The sequence below is a fragment of the Comamonas sp. SCN 65-56 genome, assembly GCF_001724135.1.
Lineage (GTDB): Bacteria > Pseudomonadota > Gammaproteobacteria > Burkholderiales > Burkholderiaceae_C > Comamonas_C.
On record NZ_MEDS01000013.1, the window covers coordinates 1 to 25,175 of the forward strand.

General features: G+C 65.1%; 26 protein-coding genes, 1 tRNA gene and 1 pseudogene. 8 read left to right on the forward strand and 20 right to left on the reverse strand.

The genetic code is table 11. From position 1 onward, the window contains the following. From ABS45_RS09320 to ABS45_RS09365, 10 genes and pseudogenes are all read right to left on the reverse strand, one after another. A pseudogene (locus ABS45_RS09320) lies at window positions 1-574 on the reverse strand (hypothetical protein); the annotation flags it as partial. A gap of 287 nt (window positions 575-861) precedes the next feature. Next, window positions 862-1,719, reverse strand: a complete 858-nt coding sequence (locus tag ABS45_RS09325) for a CpsD/CapB family tyrosine-protein kinase (RefSeq protein WP_291555215.1) — start codon at window positions 1,717-1,719, stop codon at window positions 862-864. A gap of 12 nt (window positions 1,720-1,731) precedes the next feature. Continuing rightward, the gene (locus tag ABS45_RS09330) at window positions 1,732-3,378 is read right to left on the reverse strand and encodes a hypothetical protein (protein ID WP_291555216.1); all 1,647 of its coding nucleotides are present in this window, start codon (window positions 3,376-3,378) and stop codon (window positions 1,732-1,734) included. A 40-nt stretch (window positions 3,379-3,418) separates the two neighbouring features. Beyond that, complete coding sequence (locus ABS45_RS09335) at window positions 3,419-4,591, reverse strand: hypothetical protein (protein ID WP_291555217.1); 1,173 nt, start codon at window positions 4,589-4,591, stop codon at window positions 3,419-3,421. After that, window positions 4,588-5,169 (reverse strand): polysaccharide biosynthesis/export family protein, encoded by a 582-nt coding sequence (locus tag ABS45_RS09340; protein ID WP_291555218.1) that lies wholly within the window; start codon window positions 5,167-5,169, stop codon window positions 4,588-4,590. Before ABS45_RS09340 ends, ABS45_RS09335 begins: the two co-directional genes overlap by 4 nt. 98 nt (window positions 5,170-5,267) lie before the next feature. Next, entirely contained in the window at window positions 5,268-5,936 is a 669-nt protein-coding gene (locus ABS45_RS09345) for a PEP-CTERM sorting domain-containing protein (protein WP_291555219.1), read from the reverse strand. 74 nt (window positions 5,937-6,010) lie between these two features. Further along, entirely contained in the window at window positions 6,011-6,691 is a 681-nt protein-coding gene (locus ABS45_RS09350; protein ID WP_291555220.1) for a hypothetical protein, read from the reverse strand. A 21-nt stretch (window positions 6,692-6,712) separates the two neighbouring features. Further along, window positions 6,713-7,321: a hypothetical protein gene (locus ABS45_RS09355; protein WP_291555221.1), complete on the reverse strand. Its 609-nt coding sequence runs from the start codon at window positions 7,319-7,321 to the stop codon at window positions 6,713-6,715. A 77-nt stretch (window positions 7,322-7,398) separates the two neighbouring features. Then, window positions 7,399-8,817, reverse strand: coding sequence for an undecaprenyl-phosphate glucose phosphotransferase (locus tag ABS45_RS09360; RefSeq protein ID WP_291555222.1), 1,419 nt, complete (start codon window positions 8,815-8,817; stop codon window positions 7,399-7,401). Next, the gene (locus tag ABS45_RS09365) at window positions 8,814-9,659 is read right to left on the reverse strand and encodes an HDOD domain-containing protein (RefSeq protein ID WP_291555223.1); all 846 of its coding nucleotides are present in this window, start codon (window positions 9,657-9,659) and stop codon (window positions 8,814-8,816) included. The genes ABS45_RS09360 and ABS45_RS09365 overlap by 4 nt, the downstream gene beginning before the upstream one ends. A gap of 155 nt (window positions 9,660-9,814) precedes the next feature. Here ABS45_RS09365 and ABS45_RS09370 point away from each other — a divergent pair, with 155 nt between their 5' ends. After that, window positions 9,815-10,318 carry a cyclic nucleotide-binding domain-containing protein gene (locus ABS45_RS09370; protein WP_291555224.1) on the forward strand — a complete coding sequence of 168 codons (504 nt, stop codon included), beginning with the start codon at window positions 9,815-9,817 and terminating at the stop codon, window positions 10,316-10,318. A 33-nt stretch (window positions 10,319-10,351) separates the two neighbouring features. Here the strand turns inward: ABS45_RS09370 and msrA are convergent, their stop codons facing one another. Then, on the reverse strand, window positions 10,352-10,894 hold the full coding sequence (msrA, locus tag ABS45_RS09375) for a peptide-methionine (S)-S-oxide reductase MsrA (RefSeq protein ID WP_291555225.1): 543 nt from the start codon (window positions 10,892-10,894) through the stop codon (window positions 10,352-10,354). A 112-nt stretch (window positions 10,895-11,006) separates the two neighbouring features. On the opposite strand from msrA, the gene ABS45_RS09380 reads away from it, so the two are divergent. Both ABS45_RS09380 and ABS45_RS09385 read left to right on the forward strand, forming a co-directional pair. After that, complete coding sequence (locus ABS45_RS09380) at window positions 11,007-11,714, forward strand: protein-L-isoaspartate O-methyltransferase (protein ID WP_291555226.1); 708 nt, start codon at window positions 11,007-11,009, stop codon at window positions 11,712-11,714. A gap of 15 nt (window positions 11,715-11,729) precedes the next feature. Then, a complete protein-coding gene (locus tag ABS45_RS09385) occupies window positions 11,730-12,068 on the forward strand; it encodes a rhodanese-like domain-containing protein (protein WP_291555227.1) in 339 nt (112 codons plus the stop codon). Between the two features lie 261 nt (window positions 12,069-12,329). Here ABS45_RS09385 and ABS45_RS09390 read toward each other — a convergent pair. The 6 genes from ABS45_RS09390 to cysS all read right to left on the reverse strand — a co-directional run bounded on the left by ABS45_RS09390 (window position 12,330) and on the right by cysS (window position 17,866). Beyond that, window positions 12,330-12,422, reverse strand: a tRNA-Ser gene (locus ABS45_RS09390). 45 nt (window positions 12,423-12,467) lie between these two features. Beyond that, entirely contained in the window at window positions 12,468-13,727 is a 1,260-nt protein-coding gene (locus tag ABS45_RS09395; RefSeq protein ID WP_291555228.1) for an aspartate kinase, read from the reverse strand. Between the two features lie 66 nt (window positions 13,728-13,793). After that, the gene (gene tilS, locus ABS45_RS09400; RefSeq protein WP_291555229.1) at window positions 13,794-14,753 is read right to left on the reverse strand and encodes a tRNA lysidine(34) synthetase TilS; all 960 of its coding nucleotides are present in this window, start codon (window positions 14,751-14,753) and stop codon (window positions 13,794-13,796) included. A 23-nt stretch (window positions 14,754-14,776) separates the two neighbouring features. Continuing rightward, window positions 14,777-15,754 (reverse strand): acetyl-CoA carboxylase carboxyltransferase subunit alpha, encoded by a 978-nt coding sequence (locus ABS45_RS09405; protein WP_291555230.1) that lies wholly within the window; start codon window positions 15,752-15,754, stop codon window positions 14,777-14,779. A 54-nt stretch (window positions 15,755-15,808) separates the two neighbouring features. After that, complete coding sequence (locus ABS45_RS09410) at window positions 15,809-16,444, reverse strand: DNA-3-methyladenine glycosylase 2 family protein (protein WP_291555231.1); 636 nt, start codon at window positions 16,442-16,444, stop codon at window positions 15,809-15,811. 45 nt (window positions 16,445-16,489) lie between these two features. Next, the gene (cysS, locus tag ABS45_RS09415; protein WP_291555232.1) at window positions 16,490-17,866 is read right to left on the reverse strand and encodes a cysteine--tRNA ligase; all 1,377 of its coding nucleotides are present in this window, start codon (window positions 17,864-17,866) and stop codon (window positions 16,490-16,492) included. A 142-nt stretch (window positions 17,867-18,008) separates the two neighbouring features. Between cysS and ABS45_RS09420 the strand changes: the two genes are divergently transcribed. From ABS45_RS09420 to ABS45_RS09440, 5 genes are all read left to right on the forward strand, one after another. Continuing rightward, window positions 18,009-19,007, forward strand: coding sequence for a tetratricopeptide repeat protein (locus ABS45_RS09420; RefSeq protein WP_291555233.1), 999 nt, complete (start codon window positions 18,009-18,011; stop codon window positions 19,005-19,007). A gap of 78 nt (window positions 19,008-19,085) precedes the next feature. Further along, window positions 19,086-19,667, forward strand: coding sequence for a peptidylprolyl isomerase (locus tag ABS45_RS09425; protein WP_291555234.1), 582 nt, complete (start codon window positions 19,086-19,088; stop codon window positions 19,665-19,667). Between the two features lie 11 nt (window positions 19,668-19,678). Continuing rightward, window positions 19,679-20,206 carry a peptidylprolyl isomerase gene (locus tag ABS45_RS09430; protein ID WP_291555235.1) on the forward strand — a complete coding sequence of 176 codons (528 nt, stop codon included), beginning with the start codon at window positions 19,679-19,681 and terminating at the stop codon, window positions 20,204-20,206. Between the two features lie 11 nt (window positions 20,207-20,217). Next, window positions 20,218-20,991 (forward strand): UDP-2,3-diacylglucosamine diphosphatase, encoded by a 774-nt coding sequence (locus ABS45_RS09435; protein ID WP_291555236.1) that lies wholly within the window; start codon window positions 20,218-20,220, stop codon window positions 20,989-20,991. Then, window positions 20,992-21,813 (forward strand): M90 family metallopeptidase, encoded by an 822-nt coding sequence (locus ABS45_RS09440; protein WP_291555237.1) that lies wholly within the window; start codon window positions 20,992-20,994, stop codon window positions 21,811-21,813. Between the two features lie 6 nt (window positions 21,814-21,819). Here ABS45_RS09440 and ABS45_RS09445 read toward each other — a convergent pair whose 3' ends face one another. The 3 genes from ABS45_RS09445 to ABS45_RS09455 all read right to left on the reverse strand — a co-directional run bounded on the left by ABS45_RS09445 (window position 21,820) and on the right by ABS45_RS09455 (window position 24,997). Further along, on the reverse strand, window positions 21,820-22,713 hold the full coding sequence (locus ABS45_RS09445) for a DUF3014 domain-containing protein (RefSeq protein ID WP_291555238.1): 894 nt from the start codon (window positions 22,711-22,713) through the stop codon (window positions 21,820-21,822). An 80-nt stretch (window positions 22,714-22,793) separates the two neighbouring features. Further along, the gene (locus ABS45_RS09450; protein WP_291555239.1) at window positions 22,794-24,158 is read right to left on the reverse strand and encodes an MBL fold metallo-hydrolase; all 1,365 of its coding nucleotides are present in this window, start codon (window positions 24,156-24,158) and stop codon (window positions 22,794-22,796) included. 134 nt (window positions 24,159-24,292) lie between these two features. Further along, window positions 24,293-24,997 (reverse strand): uracil-DNA glycosylase, encoded by a 705-nt coding sequence (locus ABS45_RS09455; protein ID WP_291555240.1) that lies wholly within the window; start codon window positions 24,995-24,997, stop codon window positions 24,293-24,295. Window positions 24,998-25,175: the final 178 nt, after the last annotated feature.

Sequence of the window (25,175 nt, forward strand, 5' to 3'; positions counted from 1 at the left end):
CATTCATGTCTGGTGCGTAGTTGGCACCCCAGTCGGTATCAACCAATGACGATTGCCGCATCACGTCAGCCATCGCAAAGCTCTGGTCCCAGTAGCTCAATTGCGGAAGGTTGATGCCGATCTCTGCAACATGGGAAACCGGATCGCTTTGTGGCGCTTGTGGAGGGGCAGGAGGAACGACCGGCGGCTGCGCTACCTGGTCGTTTTGCGGGGGCGGCGCGCTCGGCGAGGGAGTTGGGGCTGTCACCAGGGGAGGAGGGTTCGAAGGAGCGACCGGGACCACAGGTGGCACGGGGCGACCGGGGTCAGTTGCATTCACCGCGTGGTTGGTATTGGCGGAGGGCGGGTTGGGCGCAGGAGCGGCCACAGGGGGGTTCACCATCGGGGCATGGTTTGAATCCGGGACCACCGCCGAAGCCCCCGGGGCAATGCTGGTGAGGGGCGCCGTCACACCCGGCCCGGCGTTGGCAACGATGTCTGCATCGGAGCCTCCGCCACAAGCCCACAAAGGCAACACGATGGCGATCGCGGAGATCAGTTTCAGGGTCGTCAGGCGCAAGGCAAAGGCAGTCATGGTGGCTTCTTCCATCAAGCGGGCAGAAAAACTGCCCCCAAGAACTCTGCCAATGGCCGTGATACCGCACCAAGCAACATCTCGCGCATCAGCCGATTAGTCCTTTTGAACTAATTACGGCACGATCGTACTGATTCATTAGTCCTATCGGACTATTGCGCGATTGAATTTATTAACACTTCTTTGCACCTCATAGTTTGGGCGCAAGCGCAGCCCCTCCAGCCAAGTCGGCAGACCGGCCAGTCAACGCACGATGGGTGGTGGCGAGGCGGCTGCCTCAAGGGCCATCAGTAGTAGCCGTAGCCATAGCCGCGGCGCACTTCGGCCTCGGCCTTGTTGAGCACCACGCCAAGCAACTGCTCTGGCGGCAGGTGGCGCATGCTTTCCTCGATTTCCTTGCGTGTGCTGTCGCCGTTGCCAACGACGAGCAGCACCGCATCCACGCTGGGCAGCAGGGCCATGACGTCGTCGCCGGCCATGACCGGCGGCAGGTCGAAGATGACGATGCGATCGGCGTAGCGCTCGCGCAGATCGGCCACCATGCTGCGCACGACGACGGAAGAGAGCACCTCGGCCGCATGCGGCACCGGGCGGCTGGTGGGCAACACGACAAGGCGTGGCAGATCGGGGTTGACCATGGCATCGGCCAGTTGCGCCTTGCCGGTCAGCACCTCGCTGAGCGATGGGGTCTTGCGCACACCCAGGTAAGTGCCCACGCGCGGCCGGCGCAGGTCGAAATCCACCAGCATGGCGGTGCGCTGGGTGTGGTGGGCGATGCTGATCGCCAGGTTGATGGCGGTTACCGTCTTGCCCGAGCCGACGGTGGGCGAAGTGATGGCCAGCGTGCGCCAGCCCTTTTCGTCCATTTTTTGCAGCACCTGGGTACGCAGCACGTCGTAGACCCAGTTGTCGGGGTTGGTTTTCTCGAACGCGACGATGCGGTTGCGCTCCAGCGTGGCCCGATCGAGCCGCACGATCTCGGTCTGGGTGTAGTTGACTTCAATCGCCCCGCTGGCGAGCGCATCCGCCTGTTGCGCAGCAGCAGCTGGCGCGGTGAGTGCAGGCGCTGACGGGTGGGCAGGGTGCGGCGCAGCGCCAGCCGATTGCTGGCGGGCTTTCTCCAGGGCTTGTTTGATGCGTTCCATGGGCTATCCGGCCTACGAGAGCCGCAGCATGATCTTGAATGCCAGCAGGTCCAGCGGCATGTAGAAGAAATGGATGGCCGCCAGCGTCAGCACCAGCGCCACGGCACCTGCGGTCGCGGCAGCGAGCCAGCGCTTGCGCCGGCGCATGCCCTCTTCGGCAATCGCAATGTAGGGCACGATGACCAGCGGGCGCTGGCCGACGATGGCAGTGAGAGCGCCCACCCCGCGCACGGTGCCGCGCAAGGTTTCGAGCAGCACCACCATGCCGGCGGCAGCCACGGCGGCCAGCACCAGGCCGAGCGCGATCATCTTGCGCCGGTTGGGTTTGATGGGCCGATCGGGCGCAATCGGCGGCTCCAGCAGCGTGAAGCGCTCTGCTTTTTGCTCACCTTCGAGGTTTTCGGCAACCTGGGCGTTCATCTGCTTGGCGCGGATTTCCTCGTATTTGCGCTGCGCGGCCTCGCGGTCGCGCATCAGGGCGGCGAGGCCGCGCTCGACCTGCGGGGCCTTGAGCATCTGGTTTTCCGCTGCGCGCAGCTGCGCCTGGATCTGGCCTTGCTCGGCGCGCAGCGCCGTCATGCGCGAACGCGCGGAGGCGATGCGCGATTCGATCTTGGCCACGACCATCTGCGCCGCCGCCACAGTAGGTGGCACGGGCAGGTTGGCGTCGGCGGCGGGTGGCGCGGGCGCAGGCTCTTTTGCGGCTTCGGCAATGGCCTTTTCCAGCGCGGCAATGCGGCGCTTGGTGGTGCGCACATCGGGGTAGCTATCGGTATAGAGCTCTTGCAGCTGCGCCAGCTGCTGGCGCAGTTTCTGCAGCTCGACCACGTTGGCATCGACCATGCCGGCAGCGGAGGTGCCCCCGCCGGCGGCCGCGGCGGCACTGGCGACGGCCACCTTGGCGCTGGCCAGCTCCACGTCGAGCGAGCGGGCTTCTTCTTCTGCAGAGTTGTAGTCGCGCTGCGAATTGCGCAGATCGGACTCCAGGCGCTGGATGGCGTTCATCGCCAGCGCGGTGTTCTGCGGCAAGGCCGCACCGTTTTCCTGCTTGTAGGTGGCGATCTGGCTTTCCAGTTTGTCCAGATCGCTCTTGAATTTGTTGGCCTCCTGCGTGAGGAATTCCGTAGTTTGCGTGGCACGTTCAGTGCGCACCTTGACGTTCTCGTTCAGGAACAGCGTCACCAGCTCGTTGGCCACGCGCTGGGCCACATCGGGGCGGCGGTCTTCGAACGAGACCTTGAAGGCGATGGTGGCCGAGCCGCGCTGGCCCTGCACGTTGGCATTGACGAGCTGCACGTCGATCAGGTCGCGCATCTTGTCGACCTGCTCGGACGGCGTGAAGGTGATGGAGCGCTCATCGAAGAGCTTGAATTTGTCGATGATGCGCATGAGGTTCTCGCGCGTCATCACGCGCTGGCGAATCACTTGGATGCGCTCGTCGGCAAAGCTGGTCACGGTGGCCTGCACCAGATCCGTGGGGATTTGCTGCGATTCGACCATGATGGTGCCGGTGGACTGGTACACCGGCGGCCAGAGCACTGCCGCCGTGATGGCCACGGCCGATACGCTGATGAAGGTGACGGCGATGAGCAGCACATGGCGCTTGACCATGGCGATGTAGTCGGCCAGCGACGGTTGGTAGTCTTCTTCTTGTGACATGCGCAAGCGGCAGAACGCGAGACCAGAGACGCGCCGGGCGTCAGAAGTCGGGGTGGGTGTAGGTGAGAACGACGCCTGCGATGGTGGCACCACCGCGCGTGGGTAGGGCGATGGCGTCGTGCGCGGCATTCACGCGGCGCAGCTGCACGGCCAGGGTCCACAGCGGGGCGAGCTCGCTGGAAACACGCAGGCCGAACTCGCGGGAAGTATCGGTCTGCAGGCCCTTGGTGCGGTTCCAGGAAACGTCCAGCCCGACGCGGGTGAATTCGGTCAGCAGGTATTCGGCCGAGGCGCGCGCCTGCTGGTTGGGCGAGAAGGTGCCGCGCAAGGCATCGGGCACGGGCTGGCGTGCCAGCGACAGTGAGAGACTCCAGCGCGGCGCCTTGTAGCCGGCTTGCGCCACCACGGTGGCGGAAGTGCTGGTGCCGGCGCTCAAACTGGAGCGATAACGCGCCGCACCGACGCGCGCATCCCAAAACCAGGGATCGTCCGGGGCAGCGTAGCGCGTGCCCACGGAAAGATTGGCGAGGGTGGAGTTGTTGGCCGGTTGCACCGGTCCGCCAGGCACGCTGGAGGCCAGGCTGTCTGCCGCAAAGCGCGAAATCGCACCGGCCAGGTAAACATCACGCCCCGGCGCAAGCGCACGGCCGAGCTCGCCATTGATGCTGAACTGCCGACCGTTGGGCGCGGTATTGCCGCTGTAGCGGTTCCACTGCGCAGTGGCACCACCGGAGACGGTGTAGAGCTCGCTGAGCTGGTGCACCACCAGGCCTTCGAGGCTGCGCGTGGTGCGCGTGCCGTCGTTGCTCAGTTGGCCGGTTTCCTGCAGCAGCACATTGCGCAAAGCCGCCTGCGAGAAGCCGCCGCGCAACTGATAAATGGTGTTTTCAGCGGTGTGCTGCCATTCACCTTGCACGTTGCCGTCACGCCGATCGCGACTGAGCGCGGTGTTGCTGCTTTGCTCCAGCGTGGCGCCGAGCTTGAGGGTGAGATCGTCCAGTCCGTCGCGGCGCAGCAGGGAATACTCCGGGCTCACGCGCCAGCGCGTGACGCCACCCTTGGCCGGTGTGTTCACCCCCGGGTTGCTGTCACGCTCCAGACCAGAAGACACTTGCAGCCGCTGCTGATAGAGCGATTGCGCCTGCAACGGCAGCCAGGGGCTGGCCGCCAGCAGCGCGACGCCCAGCGGGAAAAATGCCTGGCGCAAGGTCACGGCACGAGGATGGTGTCGCCGGCCTGCAGCACCACGTTGGTATCCAGGCTGCCACCTTTGAGCAGGTCGTTGTAGCGCACATCCATCACCGTGCGCTTGCCGCCGGCATCACGCAGCACGCGCACTGCATTGCCATCGGCGAAGCGGTCCAGCCCGCCCACCAGGCTGAGCGCCTGCAGCACCGTGGTGGCATCGGTAATCAGCGGCACGACGCCGGGCTTGGTGACCTTGCCCACGACATACACCACATTGCCCTCGGCTGCCGCCACCGCCACGGTGACGATGGGGTCAGGCATGTAGGGCTTGAGTCGCTCCACCAGTTGTTTCTCGACGGTATCGGTATCGAGCCCGGCCACCACGATGCGCCCGACCAGCGGCAGCGTGATGCTGCCATCGGGCAGTACGCGCACCTCGCGCTGCAAGGCGGTATCGCGCCAGACCGAGACTTGCAGCCGGTCTGCCGGATGCAGGGTATAGGGCGCTTTCGATTGCGCCCAAGCCGTGCTGCCCCAAGGCGCTGCGAGCGCCAGAGCGAGCAGGAGAAGCGGCAGGACTTTGGAAATGGCAGGAATGCGCATGGTAGGTCTTCAGCAGAGTCAAACAAAAACACGCCAAAGGTGCGTGCAACAAAAAAGGGGGCCGACGCCCCCTCATGATACCGGCAAGCGCACCGTTTTCAGGCGGCCAATGTGCCGGTCTGGGCTTTTTCGCCTACCTTGCGCTTGCGCAGCGCGCCAGCGCCCAGCAGGGCCGAACCGAACAGCAGAGCAGCACCAGGCAGCGGAACGGCGCTGACGGAAACGGCATCCAAGCTGCCTCCGAAGGAGTCGGAAGCGCCGCCTGCGGCAAACCTCAAAACCGTGCTGGTCGAATCGGCGACAAAATTGTAGGTATAGACCATCCAGTTGTTTCCGCTCTGGCCTGCGCCCGATCCGCCAAACGGGGAGCCGGGGATGGCAGTCCCATTGAGGGACACGTCAATATTGTTGGTACCGACGGGCGTGCTCACGCCAGCGCGGGGCGAATAAGCGAAGCTCAACTGGTAGGCTTGACCAATCACCGTGGTGAGCGCTTGCCAGATGCTCATGTTGCGATTGGCATCAAGCTCGGCAAAGTTGTTTCCATCATAAGCCGCTCCAACTGCGTTGTTGCGAAGCTCCAGCCCGTTCTTATCGTCTGCAACGATGTTCCAGCCATTGACGGACGAAAAAACGCCCCAGGTGCCGTTGGCTACCGTCGTGTCTTCAAACGACCCATTGACCACCAGATTACTGGCCTGCGCCGTACCCGTGAACGCCAGTACCGCGGCAGCCGCAACGCCATAAACAAATTTGCCGTATTTCATTCCTCTGTCTCCCAAAAAATACCAACCCGAAAATTCAAAATACTTGTCTGCATGCTTGATGTGTCGCCTGGAAGTCAGGCTGCCAACTCTTCAGCCTGACCATCGTTGGCCGCTTTGCGCTTGCGCAGCGCACCGGCGCCCAGCAGCGCAGAGCCGAACAGCAAGGCAGCGCCTGGCAGCGGCACCGCACTGACAGAGACTGCATCCAGACCCGTAGCCATGTTCTTGCCGGTGGCGCCGTCGTAGAAGCTCAGCACCGTCTTGTCCGAACTCGCGATGGCGGTGAAGGTGTAGATCATCCAGCCCGTGGCGTCGGGGTTGGTACCCGGCGTGCCGCTGTTGCCATTCAGGGCAAACGAAGTAGCGCCGGTTGGCGGATTGGGGCTGGTGTCAGGCACGGCCGAATCACCCCAGATCACCGAAAGGATATTGCTGGCAGTGGCCGAAAACGGCAGATAGGCAAAACTGATCTGGTATGCCTGCCCTGCAACGGTATCGAGGGTCTGCCAGATGTTGTTGTGGGGCGTTTCACCGCCGCCCAGCGAGACGTAATACGTCGCATCGTAAGGGTTGTCTTTCTTGATGGTGACCATGCCATCGCCACCGACATGCCACGACGCAACATCGTCCGTCTGCCCAGCGTTGCCATCGGCTTCAAACGACCCATTGGCAACGATGTTGCTGGCCTGCGCTGCACCGGCAAATGCCAAGGCGCCTGCAACAACTGCCCCATAGACGAATTTTGTGTAGTTCATGCTCTTCTCCGAAACGCTTCTTCAGACCTTGCGGCGGCTGGAAAAGCCGACGAAGCCCATCAATGCCGCACCAAACATCCAGAGCGCACCGGGCAGGGGTACTGCCGAGACGTTGGTGGTGATGGATTCCCAGCCGCTCGCCGTTTTCTGTATTTGCAGCACGTACTGCCCTTGCGGGAGCGAATACTGGAAATTCTGACCGACGGTGAGGTAAGGAACGGTCTCCTTCAGTGCGCCTTGCGCCACGCCGTTGCCCGCAGTGCCCACAGCAGCAATCTGGGCCGCGCCGGCAACAGGATTTGCATCCTGCCAGAGGAAGTAGCGCACCGGCACGGTTTCATTGGCGGTGCCGCCGAGCATGAAGGTGGTGAGCGAATCGAAGGCGCCGACGATCAGCTCGTAAAAATAGTTCACGCTGTAGGGGTTGCCGTTGGGGGTGCCATCTGCGTCGCGATTGCTGGCGATGGTCTTGATGTCGAACGCGTTGCCATTGACAACATCGTAGCTGCCGGAAAGTGTGGGCGTAACCGGCGCCGCACTGGACGCACAGGCCAAGGTGAGAGCGGCGGCAGCAAGGACGGTTTGAAGAGCTTTGGTGAACACGGTGAACCAATACGGGAAGATTTCCAAGTTGGGTTGAAGATTACCGGCACGGGGTGGCCTGCGCAATGGTCCGATAGGACTAGCCTGGGCGCCCAGAGCGCCGCTCAATAAGCGTTTTTGCCAGTGAATGCCCGAAAGGTGCGCAGCAGGATGGACAAATCCAGCCACAGCGACCAATGGTTGATGTATTCAATATCCGACTGCACGCGCAGCACCATTTCATTGATGTCGCGCGTCTCGCCGCGGTAGCCGCGCACCTGGGCAAGACCGGTGATGCCAGGTTTGATGTTGTGGCGGGCAAAGTACTGCTGGATGCGCTGGGCGTATTCGTGGTCGTGCTGCACGGCGTGCGGGCGCGGGCCGACGAGGGACATCTCGCCGCGCAGCACGTTGAAGATCTGGGGCAATTCGTCCAGGCTGGTGCGGCGGATGAAAGCTCCCACGCGGGTGATGCGCGGATCGTTTTTGGTGGCCTGCTGCACGGTGTCGGTTTCGACAGGGTGCTCGACCATGCTGCGGAACTTCCAGATACGAAATTCCTTGCCGTTCCAGCCCATGCGCGACTGGCGGAAGAACACCGGCCCCGGGCTGTCCAGCCGCACGGCCAGCGCCACCAGCACCAGCACCGGGGTCGCGGCCACCAGGATGAGCGTGCCCAGCACCATGTCCTCCAGCGCCTTGACGAGGCGGCGCGTGCCGGTGAGCGGGGTTTCGGAGAGGGTGAGCACCGGCACGCCGGCGATTTCGCGCACGCTATGGTTGATGAGCCGCAGCGAGAAGATGTCGGGCACCCAGTGGATGGCGACATGCTGGTCGAGCAGCTTGAAATACAGCTCTTCAACGACCGCCGAGGCATGCAGCGGGATGGCAAAATACACCGTGCGCGCACCATGCTGCTCAATCAGCGCTATCAAATCATCCAGCCGCCCAAGCACCGGCGGCAAGCCCTCCACCGGGGCGGATGGCGCATCGGCCTCTTCCGCCAGCGCCACGCAACCGACCACGCGCTCGGAGAGCCAGGGGTTGTGCGAAATGCGTTGGCTGAGGTAGGAGGCCAGCTGGTTGGTGCCGACGACGATGACGTTGTCTACCTCGACCGCGTGGCGCACAAAGGCTTTTTGCAACGCCCTTACCACCAAGTGCAGAAAAAGCTGTGCAAAGAGGCCCAGCACGTACAGTTGCGCCATCAGCCGGCGCGAGAAGATGTCGGTCTGCTTGGTCAGAAACCCCAGCATCAGCAGAACCGCAAACGCCAGGCTCCAGGCCTGCATCAGGCGGGCGGCCTTGCCGGTGAAGTTGGAGTTGCTGCGGTAAATGGCAAAGCGGTCGTACAGCAAGCCCATGATGGCCAGCAGCAGCATCACCATCACGGTGTAGTGCGCGTTGAGCACGCCGATTTGCCGCTGGATCAGCAAGTAGGCAATGGCCAGCACGGCCACGCCGTCCAGCGCCGCCTGCAGGGCATTGCTGAAGCTGCCCCGGCGCTGCAGCACCGGGCGCGATGATCCGCCCAGTTCGCTCATTGGCCGCCGAGTGCGCCCGCTAGATCGGCCAGCGCTGCCCGGGCATCGCTGGCAATGCCCAGCGCCTGCGCGGCCGAAAGCGGCGCCCAGGCACCAGCCAATGCGGCCTCTTCGCCTTCGGGCGGATCAAACACCGGCGCCAGCAGCGCCTCGGCCTGCTGCATGCAGCCGTACAGGGCGCCTGCCAGCGGCAAGACCTCGCGCGGCTGGTGCCAGGCGTCGAGCACGGCAAGAATGGCCACCGGCAGGCCCAGTGCATGCGCCAGGCGCGCCGTGGTATGCGCAACATGCTGGGCCAGCAAATCCTGCAGGGCCTCAATGCACGACGCATCACTATAGGAAGGATAGCGGCTGGCGCGCTGCAGCAAATAGAAAGTACCCAATTCGACCACCAAACCACAGAGCCCCGCCTCGTCGGCCCGGACACCTGCATGCACGGGCGCCAGCCGCCGTGCCAGCACCGACAGGCGCACCGAGTACTGCCAAGCGGCATCGGCGATGGCGCCGAAGTGCGGCACTCCGGCCAGTGCGCGCATCTGCCCGACGGCCACCGCCGTGGCGGCGGTGCGCACCATGTTGAAGCCCACGCGCTGCACCGCCTGCTCCACGGTGAGAATCTGCACGCCCGCCGGATTGAAGGTGACGCAGTTGGCCAGGCGCAGCATCCGGGTGGTGACCAGGGGCTCGGCGCCCACCAGCGTGGTGACGCGCGACACCGAGGCATCGGGGTCATCCAGCACCTGTCGCAGCGCAGCCAGCAGCTTCAGCGCCGTGGGGAACTGGGCATCGCCGGCCAGCAGATCGCGGTCTACTGCTGCGAGGAAACCGTGGTGGCTGTTCATGGATGGGCGTTGTACAACAGGCTGCGAAATGCTACGAATTTGATTATCGTCGAAGCCGGCAAGGTCTTTACCCCGATCAAAACAGCCGAAAGGTCTATTGCGCACGCGGCGGAAAGGGTTAGCATTTGCATCAGACCGTCGGCACCCTCCATTTCATGCTTGAAGCACTCCCACCCCATTTCGAGTACCTCGGCAGCGCGCAGGACTATGCCGCCGATATCCATGAGATTTTCACCAGCGCGCCGCTGTTCGAGCCGCTCGACCTGGCGGAAACCACGCTGCTGTGCAATTTCATGGCTGTGTATTCGGCACACAAGAACACGACGCTGCTGTGCCAGGATGAATCGCCCTCGTACATGATCATCCTGCTCACCGGCTCAGCCAAGGCGCTGCGCGACAACGCCGACGGCAAACGCACCTGGCTGCACGATCTGGGGCCGGGCGGCACGTTTGGCGAACTGGCCATGCTGGACAACGCGCCGCTGCGCGCCTCTTGCATCTGCAATGAACCGGTGGACTTCGTGGTGCTCTCGCGCGATGCCTTCCGCGACGTGCTGCTCACGCTGCCGCGGCTGGGCAACAAGCTGTTGATGCTGTTTCTGCGCGCGGCATCCCAGCGCCTGCAGCTGACCGAAGCCTGGCTGCCCGAATCGGACTGATACCCGCTGCCCCCACGCTTGGCCAGTGAGCCCTCAAACTCTGAGATGCTGCGCAAAGGTTTTGCGCAGTTTTTGCACCTTGGGGCTGATGACATAGGCGCAATAGCCTTGCTGCGGATGGCTGCTGTAGTAGCGCTGGTGATAGTCCTCCGCCGGCCAGAACTGCACCAGGGGCTCGATCTCCGTCACGATGGGCGCACCAAAAACGCCTTGGGCCGTCAGCTCCTGCACCACTGAGCGCACCAACTCGCCCTGCGCCGGATCGCCGTAATACACGCCGCTGCGGTACTGGGTGCCCACGTCGTTGCCCTGACGGTTGAGCTGGGTCGGATCGTGCGTGCCAAAAAAAATCTCCAGCACCTGGCGCAGGCTGATCTGCGCCGGATCAAACTGCAACTGCAGCACTTCGGCGCAGCCGGTGGTGCCGCTGCACACTTCTTCGTAGCTGGGCGCCTGCCGCACCTGGCCGTTGGCGTAGCCGCTCGTCAGCCGGGTGACGCCGCGCACCTCCTGAAACACCGCTTCGGTGCACCAGAAGCAGCCACCCGCGAGCGTGATGGTTTCCTGCGTATTCATTGCTGCCTCCTGAAAGCCGTGCAAACCACCGCAGATAACCCGGTGCGATGGCTACTGCTGCCTAAAATAGCAGGTTTGCCACGTCCGTGTGGCCTGTTTTCGGAGTACCTGCATGAACCTGCCGCTCAATACGCTGGCCGATACCAGCGACCGCCTGGAACAGGCGCGCTACAACATGATCGAGCAACAGGTGCGCCCCTGGAACCTCTTCGACGAGCGCGTGCTGGATCTGATGCAAACGCTGCGCCGCGAGGATTTTGTTCCCGCCCAGTACCGCGACATGGCGTTCAGCGACATGGAAATCCCGCTGCACGACGATCCGATCGAAGCGTTGCGCCTGGGCCAGATCATGCTGGCGCCGCGCGTGGAGGCACGCATGGCACAGGATTTGAAGGTCAGGAACACCGACCGGGTACTGGAGATCGGCGCCGGATCGGGCTTCATGGCCGCGCTGCTGGCCGGGCTGGCCGCGGAAGTCACCACGCTGGAAATCGAGCCGCGCCTGGCGGACATGGCGCACGCCAACCTCTCACGCGCCGGCGTGCGCAATTTCCAGGTGCTGGAGGCCGACGGCACGCGCGAGATGGTGGGCGGGCCGTTTGACGTGATCGTGCTCAGCGGCTCGGTGGCGCAGGTTCCGCAGGGGCTTTTGAACCTGCTGGCGCCCGGCGGGCGCCTGGGCGCCATCGTCGGCAGCACACCGATGATGCGTGCCACCTTTGTCACGCGCACGCAGGGCGGTTTCTCCTCGGCAGAGCTGTGGGATGTGGTGACGGCGCGGCTGCGCAATTTCCCCGAGCCGTCGCGCTTCAGCTTCTGACGCGATCGACTCGCCGTGATCGCGCAGATCCGCCCCGCAGACCTCGCTGACTGGCTGCAGCAGCACGCCGGCGCACGCCCCGTGGTGCTGGATGTGCGCGAGCCGTGGGAGATACGAACGGCCAGCGTGGCGCCCGAGGGTTTTGAGCTCGTCACCATCCCCATGGGCGTGCTGCTCGCCCGCCTGGACGAACTGGACAAAACCCGCCCCGTCGCCTGCCTGTGCCACCTGGGTGGACGCAGCATGCAGGTGGCGATGTACCTGGAGCATCAGGGCTTCGCGCAGGTGGCCAACATCGCCGGTGGCATCCACGCCTGGTCGCTGGAGCTGGATGCCGGCGTGCCGATGTATTGACCACAGCCCACCGGCACAGCACGCGCCGGTTGTGCAAGAAGAAAAAAAGCGCCCGATGGGCGCTTTTTTTAACTGGCGACACTACTTTGCGGGTATTTTTGTAACAAAATCGTTACACGCAAAAAGATACCCCAAAAGATACCCGTTTTTGACCCTGCATTCATGTGCACGGTAGTGCGCGGTAGTGCATTAAAAAACCCCGTAAGTTGTTGATCTTACGGGGTCTTTTTGCACGGTAGTGCACGGTATTTCAGCTATCCCTGGCGGAGACGAAGGGATTCGAACCCTTGATGAGGCTCAACACCCCATACTCCCTTAGCAGGGGAGCACCTTCGGCCACTCGGTCACGTCTCCAGGAACGTTCGCGGTTCAATCCGCCACTATTTCAGGCTGCAATCGTCACGCATCGAGCCCGAACGCCTTGTGCAGGGCGCGCACGGCGAGCTCGACGTATTTTTCGTCGATGACGACCGAGGTCTTGATCTCGCTGGTGGAGATCATCTTGATGTTGATGCCCTCCTCGCTCAGCGTGCGAAACATGGTGCTGGCGACGCCCACCTGGCTGCGCATGCCGATGCCGACGATGCTGACCTTGGCGATGTGCGCGTCGCTCACGAGCTGATCGGTGCCCAGCTGCGGCAACACCTTCTCGCGCAGCAGCGTGCTGGCGCGCTCCAGATCACCGCGCGGCACGGTGAAGCTGAAATCGGTGATGCCGTCCTTGCTCAGGTTCTGGATGATCACGTCGACATCGATTTTGGCGTCAGCCACGGCGCCCAGGATCTGGTAGGCGATGCCGGGTTTGTCGGGCACGCCGAGCACGGAAATCTTGGCTTCATCGCGCGAAAAGGCGATGCCGGAGACGATGGCTTTTTCCATTTGTTCATCTTCCTCAAGGGTGATCAATGTGCCGGAGGCGGCTTCTTCGTTGATGTCGATGTCCCAGGGCGTGAAGCTGGAGAGCACGCGCAGCGGCACCTTGTACTTGCCGGCGAATTCGACCGAGCGGATCTGCAGTACTTTGGAGCCCAGGCTGGCCATCTCGAGCATTTCCTCGAAGCTGAGCGTCTTCAGGCGTCTGGCGTCGGGCACGACACGCGGGTCGGTGGTGTAGACGCCATCGACATCGGTGTAGATCAGGCATTCGTGCGCCTTGACGGCGGCGGCGATGGCGACGGCCGAGGTATCCGAGCCGCCACGGCCCAGCGTGGTGATGTTGTTGCCAGCGTCTATGCCCTGAAAGCCGGTGACGATGACCACCTTGCCGGCATCGAGTTCGGCGCGGATGTGTTTGTCGTCAATCGATTCGATGCGCGCCTTGGTATAGCTGCTGTCGGTGCGCACCGGCACCTGCCAGCCGGTGAAGCTGACCGCCGGCTGACCTTCGCTCTGCAGCGCAATGGCCAGCATGGCGGAGGACGCCTGCTCGCCCGTGGCGGCGAGCTGATCGAGCTCGCGGTGGTAGGCGTCGCTCGGGCGCCCGGGCGCGAGCTCCTTGGCCAGGCCCAGCAGGCGGTTGGTCTCGCCGCTCATGGCGCTGGGCACGACCACTACCTGGTGGCCCGCGCGCACCCATTTGGCGACGCGCCGCGCGACATTGCGTATGCGCTCGGTGGAGCCCATCGAGGTGCCACCGTATTTGTGAACGTACAAGGCCATGAGTGTGTGCGTGGTGCGGCGCCAGACGCCTGGCAGAACCCGGGCTTGGCGGCGCCTGTGGTGAATTCAGGAAAGCCGGAAATTGTACCAATGCAGCAGCGCGCCCTCGCGCCGCACAAAGCCGGCGCCGACCTTCAGATCGATGCGATGCCCGCGCGTGGTGCATGCCGCAATCTGCGCCAGCAGCGCCCGCAACTGGGCCGCGGTGGGCGTGGTGGCGTGGTGCTGGCGCAGCCAGTGGCGCAGCACGTTGGCCTGGCGTGCCTCGCTCAGGCCTTGCAGTAGCGCCAGCGCGGGCGGCGCGCCGACAGCTGCCAGATCCTGCTCGGCGAGTTCATGCAGCAACTGCGCGGCCTGCGCCGCATGGCAACTGGAGCGCGCGAAGGTCGTGCGAAATTGCGGGAAGACCTGCTCCAGCACGGGCAGCAGCCGATGGCGGATGCGGTTGCGCGTGTAGCGCTCGTCCTGATTGGTCGGGTCTTCGATCCAGCCCACACCCTGCGCCTGCAGCCAGGCACGGATCTCGGCACCAGCCACGTCCAGCAGGGGGCGGTGAAAGGTGAGCCCGCCCTGCCGCCAGCACGCCGGCATCGCTGCCAGCCCGGCCACGCCCGCGCCGCGCGACAGCGCCAGCAGCAGGGTTTCCACCTGGTCATCTGCATGCTGCGCCAATGCAATATTTTTGATAGCTATTGGCGATTTGCTGGCATGCGCAAGGGCCTCAATAGCCTTGTATCGCGCGCGGCGTGCAGCGTCTTCCGGGCTTTCGCCCGGGGCGTGTCGCGCATCGACACGGGCGATGTGCAGCGGCACACCCAGCCCGGTACACAGTTGCTCGCAGTAGTGCGCGAAGCCGTCGGCCGCCGCCTGCAGTCCGTGGTGGACGTGAAAGGCCTGCACCTGCCCCGGCCAGCGGCGCGCACAGGCCAGCAGCAGCGCGGTGGAATCGGCCCCGCCGCTCAGGGCCACGGCCAGTGGCAGGCCGGGGGAGAAAGCGGCAAGAGCGGCATCAAAGGGCTGCGTCATGCCATTGACACAAGGCGGCTGTGTCAGTGCGCCTCGGCCTTGGTGTCGGTAAAGCGCCCATAGCTGCGCAGGCGCTCATAGCGGCGTTCGAGCAGTTCCTTGACCTTGAGGTCGGCCACCTGGCGCCAGGCGTCGCCAAGCGCACGCTTGAGGTTGGCGGCCATCTGCTTGTGGTCGCGGTGCGCGCCGCCCACCGGCTCGTTGACGATCTTGTCGACCACGCCCAGCGCCTTCAGTCGATGCGCGGTGATGCCCATGGCCTCGGCCGCATCCTGCGCCTTGTCGCCAGTCTTCCAGAGGATGGAGGCGCAGCCCTCGGGGCTGATGACCGAGTAGATGGAGTACTGCAGCATGATGAGCTGATCGGCGACCGAGATCGCCAGCGCGCCGCCCGAGCCGCCCTCGCCGATCACGCTGGTGATGATGGGCACTTCCAGCTGCGCCATCTCGAAGATGTTGCGCCCGATCGCCTCGGACTGACCGCGCTCCTCGGCGTCGATGCCGGGAAACGCGCCCGGCGTATCGACGAAGGTGAACACCGGCAGCTTGAATTTCTCCGCCGTCTTCATCAGGCGCAGCGCCTTGCGGTAGCCCTCGGGGCGCGTCATGCCGAAGTTGCGCGCGGCGCGCTCCTTGGTGCTGCGCCCCTTCTGGTGGCCAAGGACCACACAGGCGTTGCCGCCAAAGCGCGCCAGGCCGCCGACGATGGATTGGTCATCGGCAAAGTGCCGGTCGCCGTGCATTTCGACGAAATCCGTGAAAATTTCATTCACGTAATCCATCGTGTACGGCCTGTCGGGGTGGCGCGCGATCTTGGTGATCTGCCACGGCGTCAGGTTGCTGTAGATGTCCTTGGTCAGCTGCTGGCTCTTTTTGGTGAGCTGGCCGATTTCTTCGGAAATATCCACCGCGCTTTCGTTGTGCACGTAGCGCAGTTCCTCGATTTTGGTTTCAAGCTCCGCAATCGGCTGCTCGAAATCCAGGAAGGTTTTTTTTGCCAAGTTGTTCTCTCCTCGGGCGCTGGCACGTGGGGCGCGCCCGCCGCAGACCGGGCTTCAGACCGGAAGCGGATCCAATGAGCGCCAAATATACCAACTCGCCACACTGCACCAGGGCGCCCAGGCCTGCGCCACCTCGCGGATTTCGCTGCGGCTCACCGCCTCGCCCGAGAAATAGTGGCGGCTGATGCCGCGCGCCAGGCCGACATCGTCCAGCGGCAGCACATTGGGCCGCGCCAGATGAAAGATCAGCAGCATCTCCGCCGTCCAGCGGCCTACGCCACGGATGGCGGTGAGCTCGGCGATGATGGCCTCATCCTGCATCTGCGCCCAGTCCTGCACATGCAGGCGGCCGTCGCTGAAGTGCAGCGCCAGGTCGACCAGGTAATCCACCTTGCGCGCCGACAGGCCGACGGCGCGCATGTCGTCCACCTTGAGCAGCAGCACACGCCCGGGCGTGACCTTGCGCGCGAGCGCGGCAAAGCGCTCCCAGATGCTGGAGGCCGCCGCCACCGAGACCTGCTGGCCGATGATGGAGCGCGCCAGCGTCGCAAAGGCGTCCGGCCGGGGCTGCAGCGCGGCGTTCTCGAACTGCGGAATCAGGCGGCGCAGCACTCGGTCTTTCCTGGCCAGGTGCTTGCAGGCATCCGGCCAGTAATCGGGTTGGGGGTTAACGGTTTTGATAGCTGTCACCGCTCATCCCATATGCGCCAGAGCCATGTTTTTATATGAAGTCATTCAAACCGCCTCCCACGTCGTGCCACCAGGCCCGTCCTTGAGCGCGATGCCTTGGGCCAGCAACTCCTGGCGGATGCGGTCGGCCTCGGCCCAGTTTTTGGCGGCTTTGGCGGCAGCCCGGGCGTCGATCCGCGCCGCAATCTGCGCCGCATCCAATGCGCTGCCGGCCTGCAGAAAGGCCTGCGGATCGCCCTGCAGCAAACCCAGCACGCTGCCCAGCGCCTTCAGCACGCCAGCGGCCTGCGCCGACCGGTTGCGGTTGACTTCGGCCGCCAGCTCAAACAGTACGGCCACCGCCTCGGGCGTGCCGAAGTCCTCGTCCATTGCTGCCTTGAAGCGCGCGGCATGGGGCTGCGCCCAGTCGAGCTCCACCGATGCGGGCGCCACCAGCGACAGCGCGGTGTACAGGCGCTTGAGCGCGGCGCGCGCATCGTCCAGGTGCACATCGCTGTAGTTCAGCGGACTGCGGTAGTGGCTGCGCACGACGAAGAAACGCACGGTCTCGGCATCGTAGACTTTGAGCACCTCACGGATGGTGAAGAAATTGCCCAGGCTTTTGGACATCTTCTCGTTGTCCACGTTGATGAAGCCGTTGTGCATCCAGACCTGGGCCAAGGGCTTGCCGGTGGCGCCCTCGCTCTGGGCGATTTCGTTCTCGTGGTGCGGGAAGGCCAGATCGGCGCCGCCGCCGTGGATGTCGAAACTCTCGCCCAGCAGCGCGCAGCCCATGGCCGAGCATTCGATATGCCAGCCGGGGCGCCCGGCACCCCAGGGGCTTTGCCACTTGACTTCGTCGGGCTCCTCGGGCTTGGCGGATTTCCACAGCACGAAATCCAGCGGATCGCGCTTGCCATCCTGCACCGCCACGCGTTCGCCGGCGTTGAGCTCATCGAGCGACTTGCCCGACAGCCTGCCGTAGCCCGGGAACTGGCGCACCGCGAAATTCACATCGCCGCCCTGCCCCGCCTGGTAGGCCAGGCCTTTGTGCTCAAGCTGGTCGATCATGCCCAGCATCTGCGGCACGTAGTCGGTGGCGCGCGGCTCGTGCGTCGGGCGCTGCACGCCCAGGGCGTCGGCATCCTGGTGCAGCGCGGCAATCATGCGGTCCGTCAGGCTGCGGATGCTCTCGCCGTTGTCCACCGCGCGGCGGATGATCTTGTCGTCGATGTCGGTGATGTTGCGCACATAGGTGACCTGGTAGCCCGAAGCGCGCAGCCAGCGCTGCACCACGTCGAAGGCGATCATGGAACGCGCATGGCCGAGGTGGCACAAGTCATAGACCGTCATGCCGCAGACATACATGCGAACATGGCCGGGTTGCAACGGCGCAAACGCTTGCACCGCACGCGCAAGCGTGCTGTAGATACGCAGACTCATGGATGTGTGGACAAAGGCGCCGCCCGCGCCGGCCGGCGGGCCGGGAGACCCCCTCAGATAGAATCCGCCGCAGTATAAATCGCGGGTTCCGCGCATCTGTTTCGCGCAAGATTCCACGCACGCCTGCATCTGGAGAATCTCCATGCCCTTCACCCGCTTCTCCTTCCATCGTTGTCTGCGGCTGGCGGCCGCCGCAGCGCTGCTGACCGCATCGGCGGCGCAGGCGGCCGACTACGGCGACATCACCAGCCTGCTCAAGGCCGGCCAGCCCGCGCAGGCGCAGGTGCTGGTGGAGCAGCGCCTGGCGGCCACGCCCAAGGATCCGCAATTGATCTTCCTGCGCGGCGTGGCGCAGAGCGAAAGCAAGCAGACCAAGGCGGCGATCGAGACCTTCAACGAGCTCATCCGCGACTACCCCGAGCTGCCCGAGCCCTACAACAACCTGGCCGTGCTCTATGCCCAGGACAACCAGCTCGACAAGGCGCGCGTGGCGCTGGAGATGGCGGTGCGCAGCAATCCGCGCTACGCCACCGCGCAGGAAAACCTGGGCGACATCTACGCACGCCTGGCCGCGCAGGCCTACAACCAGGCGCTGCAGCTCAATGCCAGCGCGGGCGATGGCACCAAGCGCAAGCTGGCGCTGATCCGCGAATTGTTCGACACCCCGGGCGCGGCACCGGCGAAATCCGGCGCAGCACCGGCCACCCCGGCCGCTGCTGCCAGCGCGGTGCCAGCCCCTGCGGCGGCGCGCAGCACCGAACCAGGCAGTGCTGCCGCCGTGCAGCCTGCCGCACCGGCACCCGACGCCCAGGCGGTGGCCAGAGCGATAGAGGCTTGGGCGCAGGCCTGGTCCGAGCGCGATGTGCCGCGCTTCCTGGACAGCTATGCCAGCGACTTTGCGCCGGAAAGCCCGCTCTCGCGCCAGACGTGGGAAGAACGCAAGCGCGCCCAGATCCGCAACAAATCCCACATCGACGTGCGGCTTTCCGACCTGCAGATCGACCTCCAGGGACAGCAGGCGGTGGCGCAATTCCACCAGAGCTACCAGGGCGATGCGCTGCAGTTGCAAACGCGCAAGGAACTGGCGCTGGTGCAGCAGGCGGGAACCTGGAAGATCGCGCGGGAATCCATTCTTCGGTGACGCCCGCCGCCTGACGGCGCGACAACCGCCACCCCCTGCGCCTGCCATCGCCGGCGCTTTTTCATTGAGGACTATCCGATGATTTCCAGACGAGCGGCCGCGCAGGCCATTCTCACCGGCGCGGCAGGTGCGCTGGGTCTGCCGCTGCAGGCCGCCGAACAGGGCACACCCAAAGTAAAACTCAAGACGAGCCTGGGCGATATCGTGGTCCAGCTGGACCCGGCCAAGGCGCGCAAGACGGTGGAAAATTTTCTGCAGTACGTCAAGGACAAACACTACGACGGCACGGTGTTTCACCGCGTCATCAACGGCTTCATGATCCAGGGCGGCGGCTTCACGCCCGACATGGCGCAAAAGCCCACACGCCCGCCGATCCCGCTGGAGGCGACCAACGGCCTGAAGAACGACAAGTACACCATCGCCATGGCGCGCACCGGCGATCCGAATTCCGCCACCTCGCAGTTCTTCATCAACGTGAAGAACAACGACATGCTCAACGCCCCCAGCCCCGACGGCCACGGCTATGCGGTGTTCGGCCAGGTCATCGAGGGGCAGGATGTCGTTGACAAGATCAAGGCCGTCGCCACGGGCAACAAAGGCCCGTACCAGAATGTGCCCACCACACCCGTGGTGATCGAATCCGCCACTGTTCTACCCTGAGGAAATCCACCATGAGCCACCCGCAAGTCCAGCTGAACATCACCATCCACGTGGCCGAAACCGCCACACCGGGCGTGATCGTGCTTGAGCTCGACACCGACAAGGCGCCCGAGTCCGCCGCCAACTTCCTCACCTACGTGAACCAGGGCCACTACGACGGCACGATTTTTCACCGCGTGATCAAGAACTTCATGATCCAGGGCGGCGGCTTCACCGCCGACATGCAGCAAAAGCCCACCGGCACGCCGATCCAGAATGAGGCCGCCAACGGCCTGAAGAACGACAAATACACCATCGCCATGGCGCGCACCGGCGACCCGCACAGCGCCACCGCGCAGTTCTTCATCAACGTGGTGAACAACGACTTCCTCAACCACACCGCGCCTTCGGGTCAGGGCTGGGGCTATGCCGTATTCGGCAAGGTGGTGCAGGGCCAGGAGGTGGTGGACCAGATCAAGGGCGTGCGCACCACGCGCAAGGGCCACCACGACGACGTGCCGTTCGACAGCGTCGTGATCGACAAGGCCGTCGCGCTCTGAGAGGGTCTGGCATGCCGCTGCCGCCCATCGCCGAACTTACGGCAGCGAGCGGCTGGCACGCCGTCGATTGCATCTCGGATCTGCACCTGGACGCGGCGCACCCGGCCACGCTGCAAGGGCTCGCCACTTACCTCGGCCATACCTCGGCCGATGCGGTCCTGATCCTCGGTGATCTGTTCGAGGTCTGGGTGGGCGACGATGCGATAGCCGAGCCGGGCAGCTTTGAAGCCGAGGTCTGCGCCCTGCTGCGCCAGGCCAGTCGCCAGCGCGCGCTGTATTTCATGCATGGCAACCGGGATTTCCTGGTGGGCGAGGGCTTCGCGCAGGCCACCGGCATCACCCTGCTGACCGACCCCACGCTATTCACGCTCGGTGGCCAGCGCTGGCTGCTGAGCCATGGCGATGCGCTGTGCCTCGATGATATGGATTACCAGCGTTTTCGCGCCATGGTGCGCGGCTCGGCGTGGCAAGCGCGCTTGCTCGCCCAGCCGCTGGCAGCGCGGCGCGCGCAGGCGCGCAGCATCCGCAGCGAAAGCGAGGCGCGCAAGCAATCGGGCGCGGCCTATGGCGATGTGGACAGCGCAGTGGCACTCGCCTGGCTGCGCGCGGCGCAGGCGCCCTGCCTCATCCACGGCCACACCCACCGTCCGGCCGACCACCTGCTCGCGCCCGGCATCACGCGCCTCGTGCTGTCCGACTGGGACCTGGACGCGGCCGAGCAGCGCGCCGAGGTATTGCGCCTGAGCGCGCAAGGCGCCACGCGGCTGCCCTTGGACCTGGCCTGAGTGCGCTCCGTCCTCGCCCGCATTACCGCGCGCCTGCAAAGGCTGCTGGCGCCCGTGCCGGTGATCGCCGATGCCCTTTGGCTGCCGACGCTGGCGCACTACCCGTTTCTCGCGGCGCTGCCGCTGCAGGACCAGGCCAAGCTGCGCGCACTCGCGGCGCTCTTTCTGCGGCACAAGGAATTTGCCGGTGCGCACGGTCTCGTTGTGACCGATGCGATGGCAGTGGCGATCGCTGCGCAGGCCTGCCTGCCGCTGCTGCACTGGGGTGAGGCGCGCGAGGCGCTGCGCTGGTACGCTGACTTCGTCGGCATCGTCGTGCACCCGAGCGAGGCGCTGGCGCACCGCGAAACGGTGGACGCCGCAGGTGTGGTGCACCACTACAACGAACCCTTGCTCGGCGAAGCAATGGAGCATGGCCCGGTGATGCTGGTCTGGCCTGCGGTGCAAGAGGCCGGTCAGCGCGCCGCCAGCGTGGTGATCCACGAGTTCATGCACAAGATCGACATGCGCGCCGGGCATGCCAACGGCTGCCCGCCGCTGCCACCGAATTTCATGGGCAGTGGCAGCGCGCGCGCCGGTCGGCGCCTGTGGCGGCGCACCTGGACAGTGGCCTACGCGCGCTTTCGCGAGCAGGTCGCGATGGCCGAGCGCTTCGGCGGCGATTGGCCCTGGCTGGACGCCTACGGTGCCACCGCACCGGCCGAATTCTTCGCCGTCACCTGCGAAGCGTATTTCGTTGACCCGGCGGGGTTTGCGCGGGAATTCCCCACGCTCATGCCGCTGCTGAATGCGTTCTTTCGTCCGAATGCAGCATCCGGCTGACGCGCGCTATGGCTTGGCCGCAGGCACCTTGGCAACGCTGGCGCGCACCTTGGCCAGCACGGCCTTGAGCCTGCGCTCGTTGCGCAAACCCGCGCGCACCATGATTTTCTGCCCTGCCGAGAGCGCCTGCAGCTGCGGGTCCACATATTCATAGCGCACCCAGGGGCGCAGCGAAGGCACCTTCCCTTCGACCTGCACCAGATGCACCGCCACCGGCCCCTGCGGCTCGGGCGCTGCCAGCAGGTGATCAATGACAGCCACCAGCCGGTCGTTGAAATACTTGCCCGGGAAGCCGAGCTCTTCATAGGCCACCTGAAACAGCGGATAGAGCCGCGCGTACAGCCGCGCTGCGGCCGCCACCGGAACCCCTTCGGCAAACGCCACGAAGGCGTCGTAGCGCTGCGCATTGACGTCGGCGATCTGCTCGGCACCATCCACCTTCTGCACCGTGAAACGCCCTGGCATGGGGTGCACCGGCCAGATGCGGGCGGGCGCCTGCTCACGCGCGAGGTTGTCGACGGTCGCCACCACACGGCGCACAAAGCCGTCGATCTGCAGAAAGGAGCCCACCCGCTTGGCACCCAACAGCTCGGTCAAGGCCTTGCCGATTTCCGCATCGGCATCCGCAAGCGCCGGCAGCGCCGGTTGCGCGCCCTCGGGCTCCTCGATCGGGTTCTGCGGGGCTGCGGGTGACTGCGGCTGCGGCTCTTGAGGCTGCGGCGCCTGCACAACTGCTGCAGGCTGTTCAAGGGCTGCGGGCACCGCTGCTGGCGCCTGCCGCGCCTGCCACCAGTTCCAGCCGAACCCCGCTACCGCGAGCAGCAGAACCAGCGCCACCAGCCAGGCGCCAGCGCCGCGTTTGCGCGGTGGACGCAAATCTTTGGGATCCTGGACGGGCATCACCGACCTCCTTTCGCGCTCGCAAGCTTACAGCGTCGGCCTGACAGCGGGGGAAGACCCGCGGTCGCGGCCTTTGGCGCTCAAAGCATCACCGTCTCGGCGTGCTCCGGCAGGTGCGCGCGCCAACGCAGTTCGCCACGCACCCGCTCGGCCAGTGCCTGTGCCGCACCCGGTTCGCCATGCACGACGAACGCCTGCTGCGGCGCGCGCGGCAGGCGTGCGAGCCAGGCCAGCAGCTGCGCGCCGTCGGCATGCGCCGAGGCGCTGGCGAGCTGCACCACCTCGGCACGTATCGCCACCTCACGCCCCAGCATGCGCACGCTGGTCTCGCCCGCCGCGATACGCGCGCCGCGCGTGCCGCCCGCCTGGTGGCCGGTGAGGATGATCATGGCGCGGTGGTCGCCCGCGTGCAACGCCAGGTGGTGCAGCACGCGCCCGCCGGTCGCCATACCACTGGCCGAGAGAATCACGCGCGGGCCGTGCAGTCCGGCCAGCGCCTTGGATTCATCGACGCTTCGCACCAGGATCGTGCCACGCGCCATCGCGGCGAGCTGCTCGCGGCTCAGGCGATGGTCCTGCGGATGGCGCGCGAACAGTTCGGTGGTGTCGACCGCCATCGGGCTGTCCAGGTACACCGGCAGGCCGGCCGGCACCCGGCCCTGGCGCTTGAGCTCACTGATCGCGTGCAGCACCGTCTGCGCCCGTCCGACGGCGAACACCGGCACCACCGCCACGCCGCCGCGCGCGGCCAGGCGCGCGAGCGCGGGCGCCAGCTCGTCCATCACGCCGATCGCCCGATGCGCGCGGTCGCCGTAGGTCGATTCCACCAGCACCACGTCGGCTTCGGGCGGCGGCTCTGGCGCATGCATCAAGAGATCATCGGGCCGCCCCAGGTCGCCGGAAAACAGGATGTGCCGCCCGCCCACCTCCAGCAGGATGCTGGCCGCGCCCAGGATGTGTCCGGCGCGCAGGAAGCGTGCGCGCCAGCCGGGCAGCGGCTCAAACGGCGCATGCCAACGCTCGGCATGCAGCAGACGCAGGCTGCGCAGCGCGTCCTGGCGGGTGTAGAGCGCCAACGCCGGGTCGTGCTTGCTCAGGCGGTGGCGGTTCAGATAGGCCGCCTCTTCCTCTTGCAGATGGCCGCTGTCGGGCAGCAAGATGGCGCACAGGTCGCGCGTGGCCTCGGTGCAATGCACGCGACCGGCGTAGCCATCGCGCGCCAAGAGCGGCAGATAGCCCGAATGATCGAGGTGCGCATGCGTGAGCAGCACCGCATCGATGGCGGCGGGGGCTACCGGCAGCGGCTGCCAGTTGCGCTCGCGCAGCAGCTTGTAGCCCTGAAACAGCCCGCAATCGACCAGCAACGCCTGAGCCCCGTGGCGCACCAGGTATTTGGAACCGGTGACGGTACCCGCACCGCCAAGAAAAGTGATGGAAACCGACACGAGGTGGCAGCCCTGCGGCAAGGATGGAAAGCGCCATTGTCGCCATCGCCGGGGGCATGCCTGGCAAGGCCTTGAAAGAAACCAACGGCACACTGTCGTTTTGGAATCACGCCACGCAGGTTCGTTCAACCACTTCAGTAGCCGTGCTGCTGCCGGAAGGCCTGCGCCTGGCCAAAGTGCCCGCAGCCGATGAAGGGCACGGGGGGGCGCAGCGCGGAAAGGGGCGAAGGGTGGTTGGCGCAAAGCACGAGGTGGCCGCGGTCTGCGGGTATCAGCGCGCGCTTGGCCTGCGCGTGGCTGCCCCAGAGCATGAAGACGACGGGGCGCCCGCCTTCGGCGACATGTCGGATCACTGCGTCGGTAAGCTGCTCCCAGCCCTTGCCCGCATGGCTGGCGGGCTGGCCCTCCTCCACTGTCAGGCAGGTGTTGAGCAAGAGCACGCCGTGGCTGGCCCAGTGCGCCAGGGAGCCGCCGGGTACGGGGAAGGCTGGCCAGGGCGTGCCCAGATCGCGCTGCAGTTCCTTGAAGATGTTGCGCAGCGAGGGCGGCAGGGCCACGCCCGGGGCGACGGAAAACGCCAGCCCTTCGGCCTGCCCGCGACCATGGTAGGGGTCCTGCCCGAGGATGACCACGCGCACCGCTTCAGGCCCGGTGAGTTGCAAGGCACGCAGCGGCTGGGGCGGGAAGATGATCGCGCCAGCGGCCAGGCGCTGACCAAGAAACTCCAGCAAGCTCCGCCCGCGCTCGCCCTCGAAGAACGCGCGCACCAGCGCTATCCAACCGTCTGCGACTGGCCAGTCAGCGGCTTGGGCGGACATCAACTGGGCAGGAGCGAACATGGGGATCGATTATCAAACAAAAACCGGTATAGCGCATATTTGGCAAGCGCTATAAGCTATGATTTTTGAAATCATTGCACTGCTGTACGGGCAGCGTTGCGCCTGTGCAATCCGAAGCGGTGCAAACCGGAGCCAACCTGGTCTGCCGAGGTGGCAAAACCACGACTTGCCTGGGATT

Coding starts and splice junctions, on each gene's coding strand:
- ABS45_RS09325 (WP_291555215.1), bottom strand. CDS start 1,719: ATGGAACGCATCAAACAAGCCCTGGAGAAAGCCCGCCAGCAATCGGCT.
- ABS45_RS09330 (WP_291555216.1), bottom strand. CDS start 3,378: ATGTCACAAGAAGAAGACTACCAACCGTCGCTGGCCGACTACATCGCC.
- ABS45_RS09340 (WP_291555218.1), bottom strand. CDS start 5,169: ATGCGCATTCCTGCCATTTCCAAAGTCCTGCCGCTTCTCCTGCTCGCT.
- ABS45_RS09345 (WP_291555219.1), bottom strand. CDS start 5,936: ATGAAATACGGCAAATTTGTTTATGGCGTTGCGGCTGCCGCGGTACTG.
- ABS45_RS09350 (WP_291555220.1), bottom strand. CDS start 6,691: ATGAACTACACAAAATTCGTCTATGGGGCAGTTGTTGCAGGCGCCTTG.
- ABS45_RS09360 (WP_291555222.1), bottom strand. CDS start 8,817: ATGAGCGAACTGGGCGGATCATCGCGCCCGGTGCTGCAGCGCCGGGGC.
- ABS45_RS09365 (WP_291555223.1), bottom strand. CDS start 9,659: ATGAACAGCCACCACGGTTTCCTCGCAGCAGTAGACCGCGATCTGCTG.
- ABS45_RS09370 (WP_291555224.1), top strand. CDS start 9,815: ATGCTTGAAGCACTCCCACCCCATTTCGAGTACCTCGGCAGCGCGCAG.
- msrA (WP_291555225.1), bottom strand. CDS start 10,894: ATGAATACGCAGGAAACCATCACGCTCGCGGGTGGCTGCTTCTGGTGC.
- ABS45_RS09380 (WP_291555226.1), top strand. CDS start 11,007: ATGAACCTGCCGCTCAATACGCTGGCCGATACCAGCGACCGCCTGGAA.
- ABS45_RS09395 (WP_291555228.1), bottom strand. CDS start 13,727: ATGGCCTTGTACGTTCACAAATACGGTGGCACCTCGATGGGCTCCACC.
- tilS (WP_291555229.1), bottom strand. CDS start 14,753: ATGACGCAGCCCTTTGATGCCGCTCTTGCCGCTTTCTCCCCCGGCCTG.
- cysS (WP_291555232.1), bottom strand. CDS start 17,866: ATGAGTCTGCGTATCTACAGCACGCTTGCGCGTGCGGTGCAAGCGTTT.
- ABS45_RS09420 (WP_291555233.1), top strand. CDS start 18,009: ATGCCCTTCACCCGCTTCTCCTTCCATCGTTGTCTGCGGCTGGCGGCC.
- ABS45_RS09425 (WP_291555234.1), top strand. CDS start 19,086: ATGATTTCCAGACGAGCGGCCGCGCAGGCCATTCTCACCGGCGCGGCA.
- ABS45_RS09430 (WP_291555235.1), top strand. CDS start 19,679: ATGAGCCACCCGCAAGTCCAGCTGAACATCACCATCCACGTGGCCGAA.
- ABS45_RS09435 (WP_291555236.1), top strand. CDS start 20,218: ATGCCGCTGCCGCCCATCGCCGAACTTACGGCAGCGAGCGGCTGGCAC.
- ABS45_RS09445 (WP_291555238.1), bottom strand. CDS start 22,713: ATGCCCGTCCAGGATCCCAAAGATTTGCGTCCACCGCGCAAACGCGGC.
- ABS45_RS09455 (WP_291555240.1), bottom strand. CDS start 24,997: ATGTTCGCTCCTGCCCAGTTGATGTCCGCCCAAGCCGCTGACTGGCCA.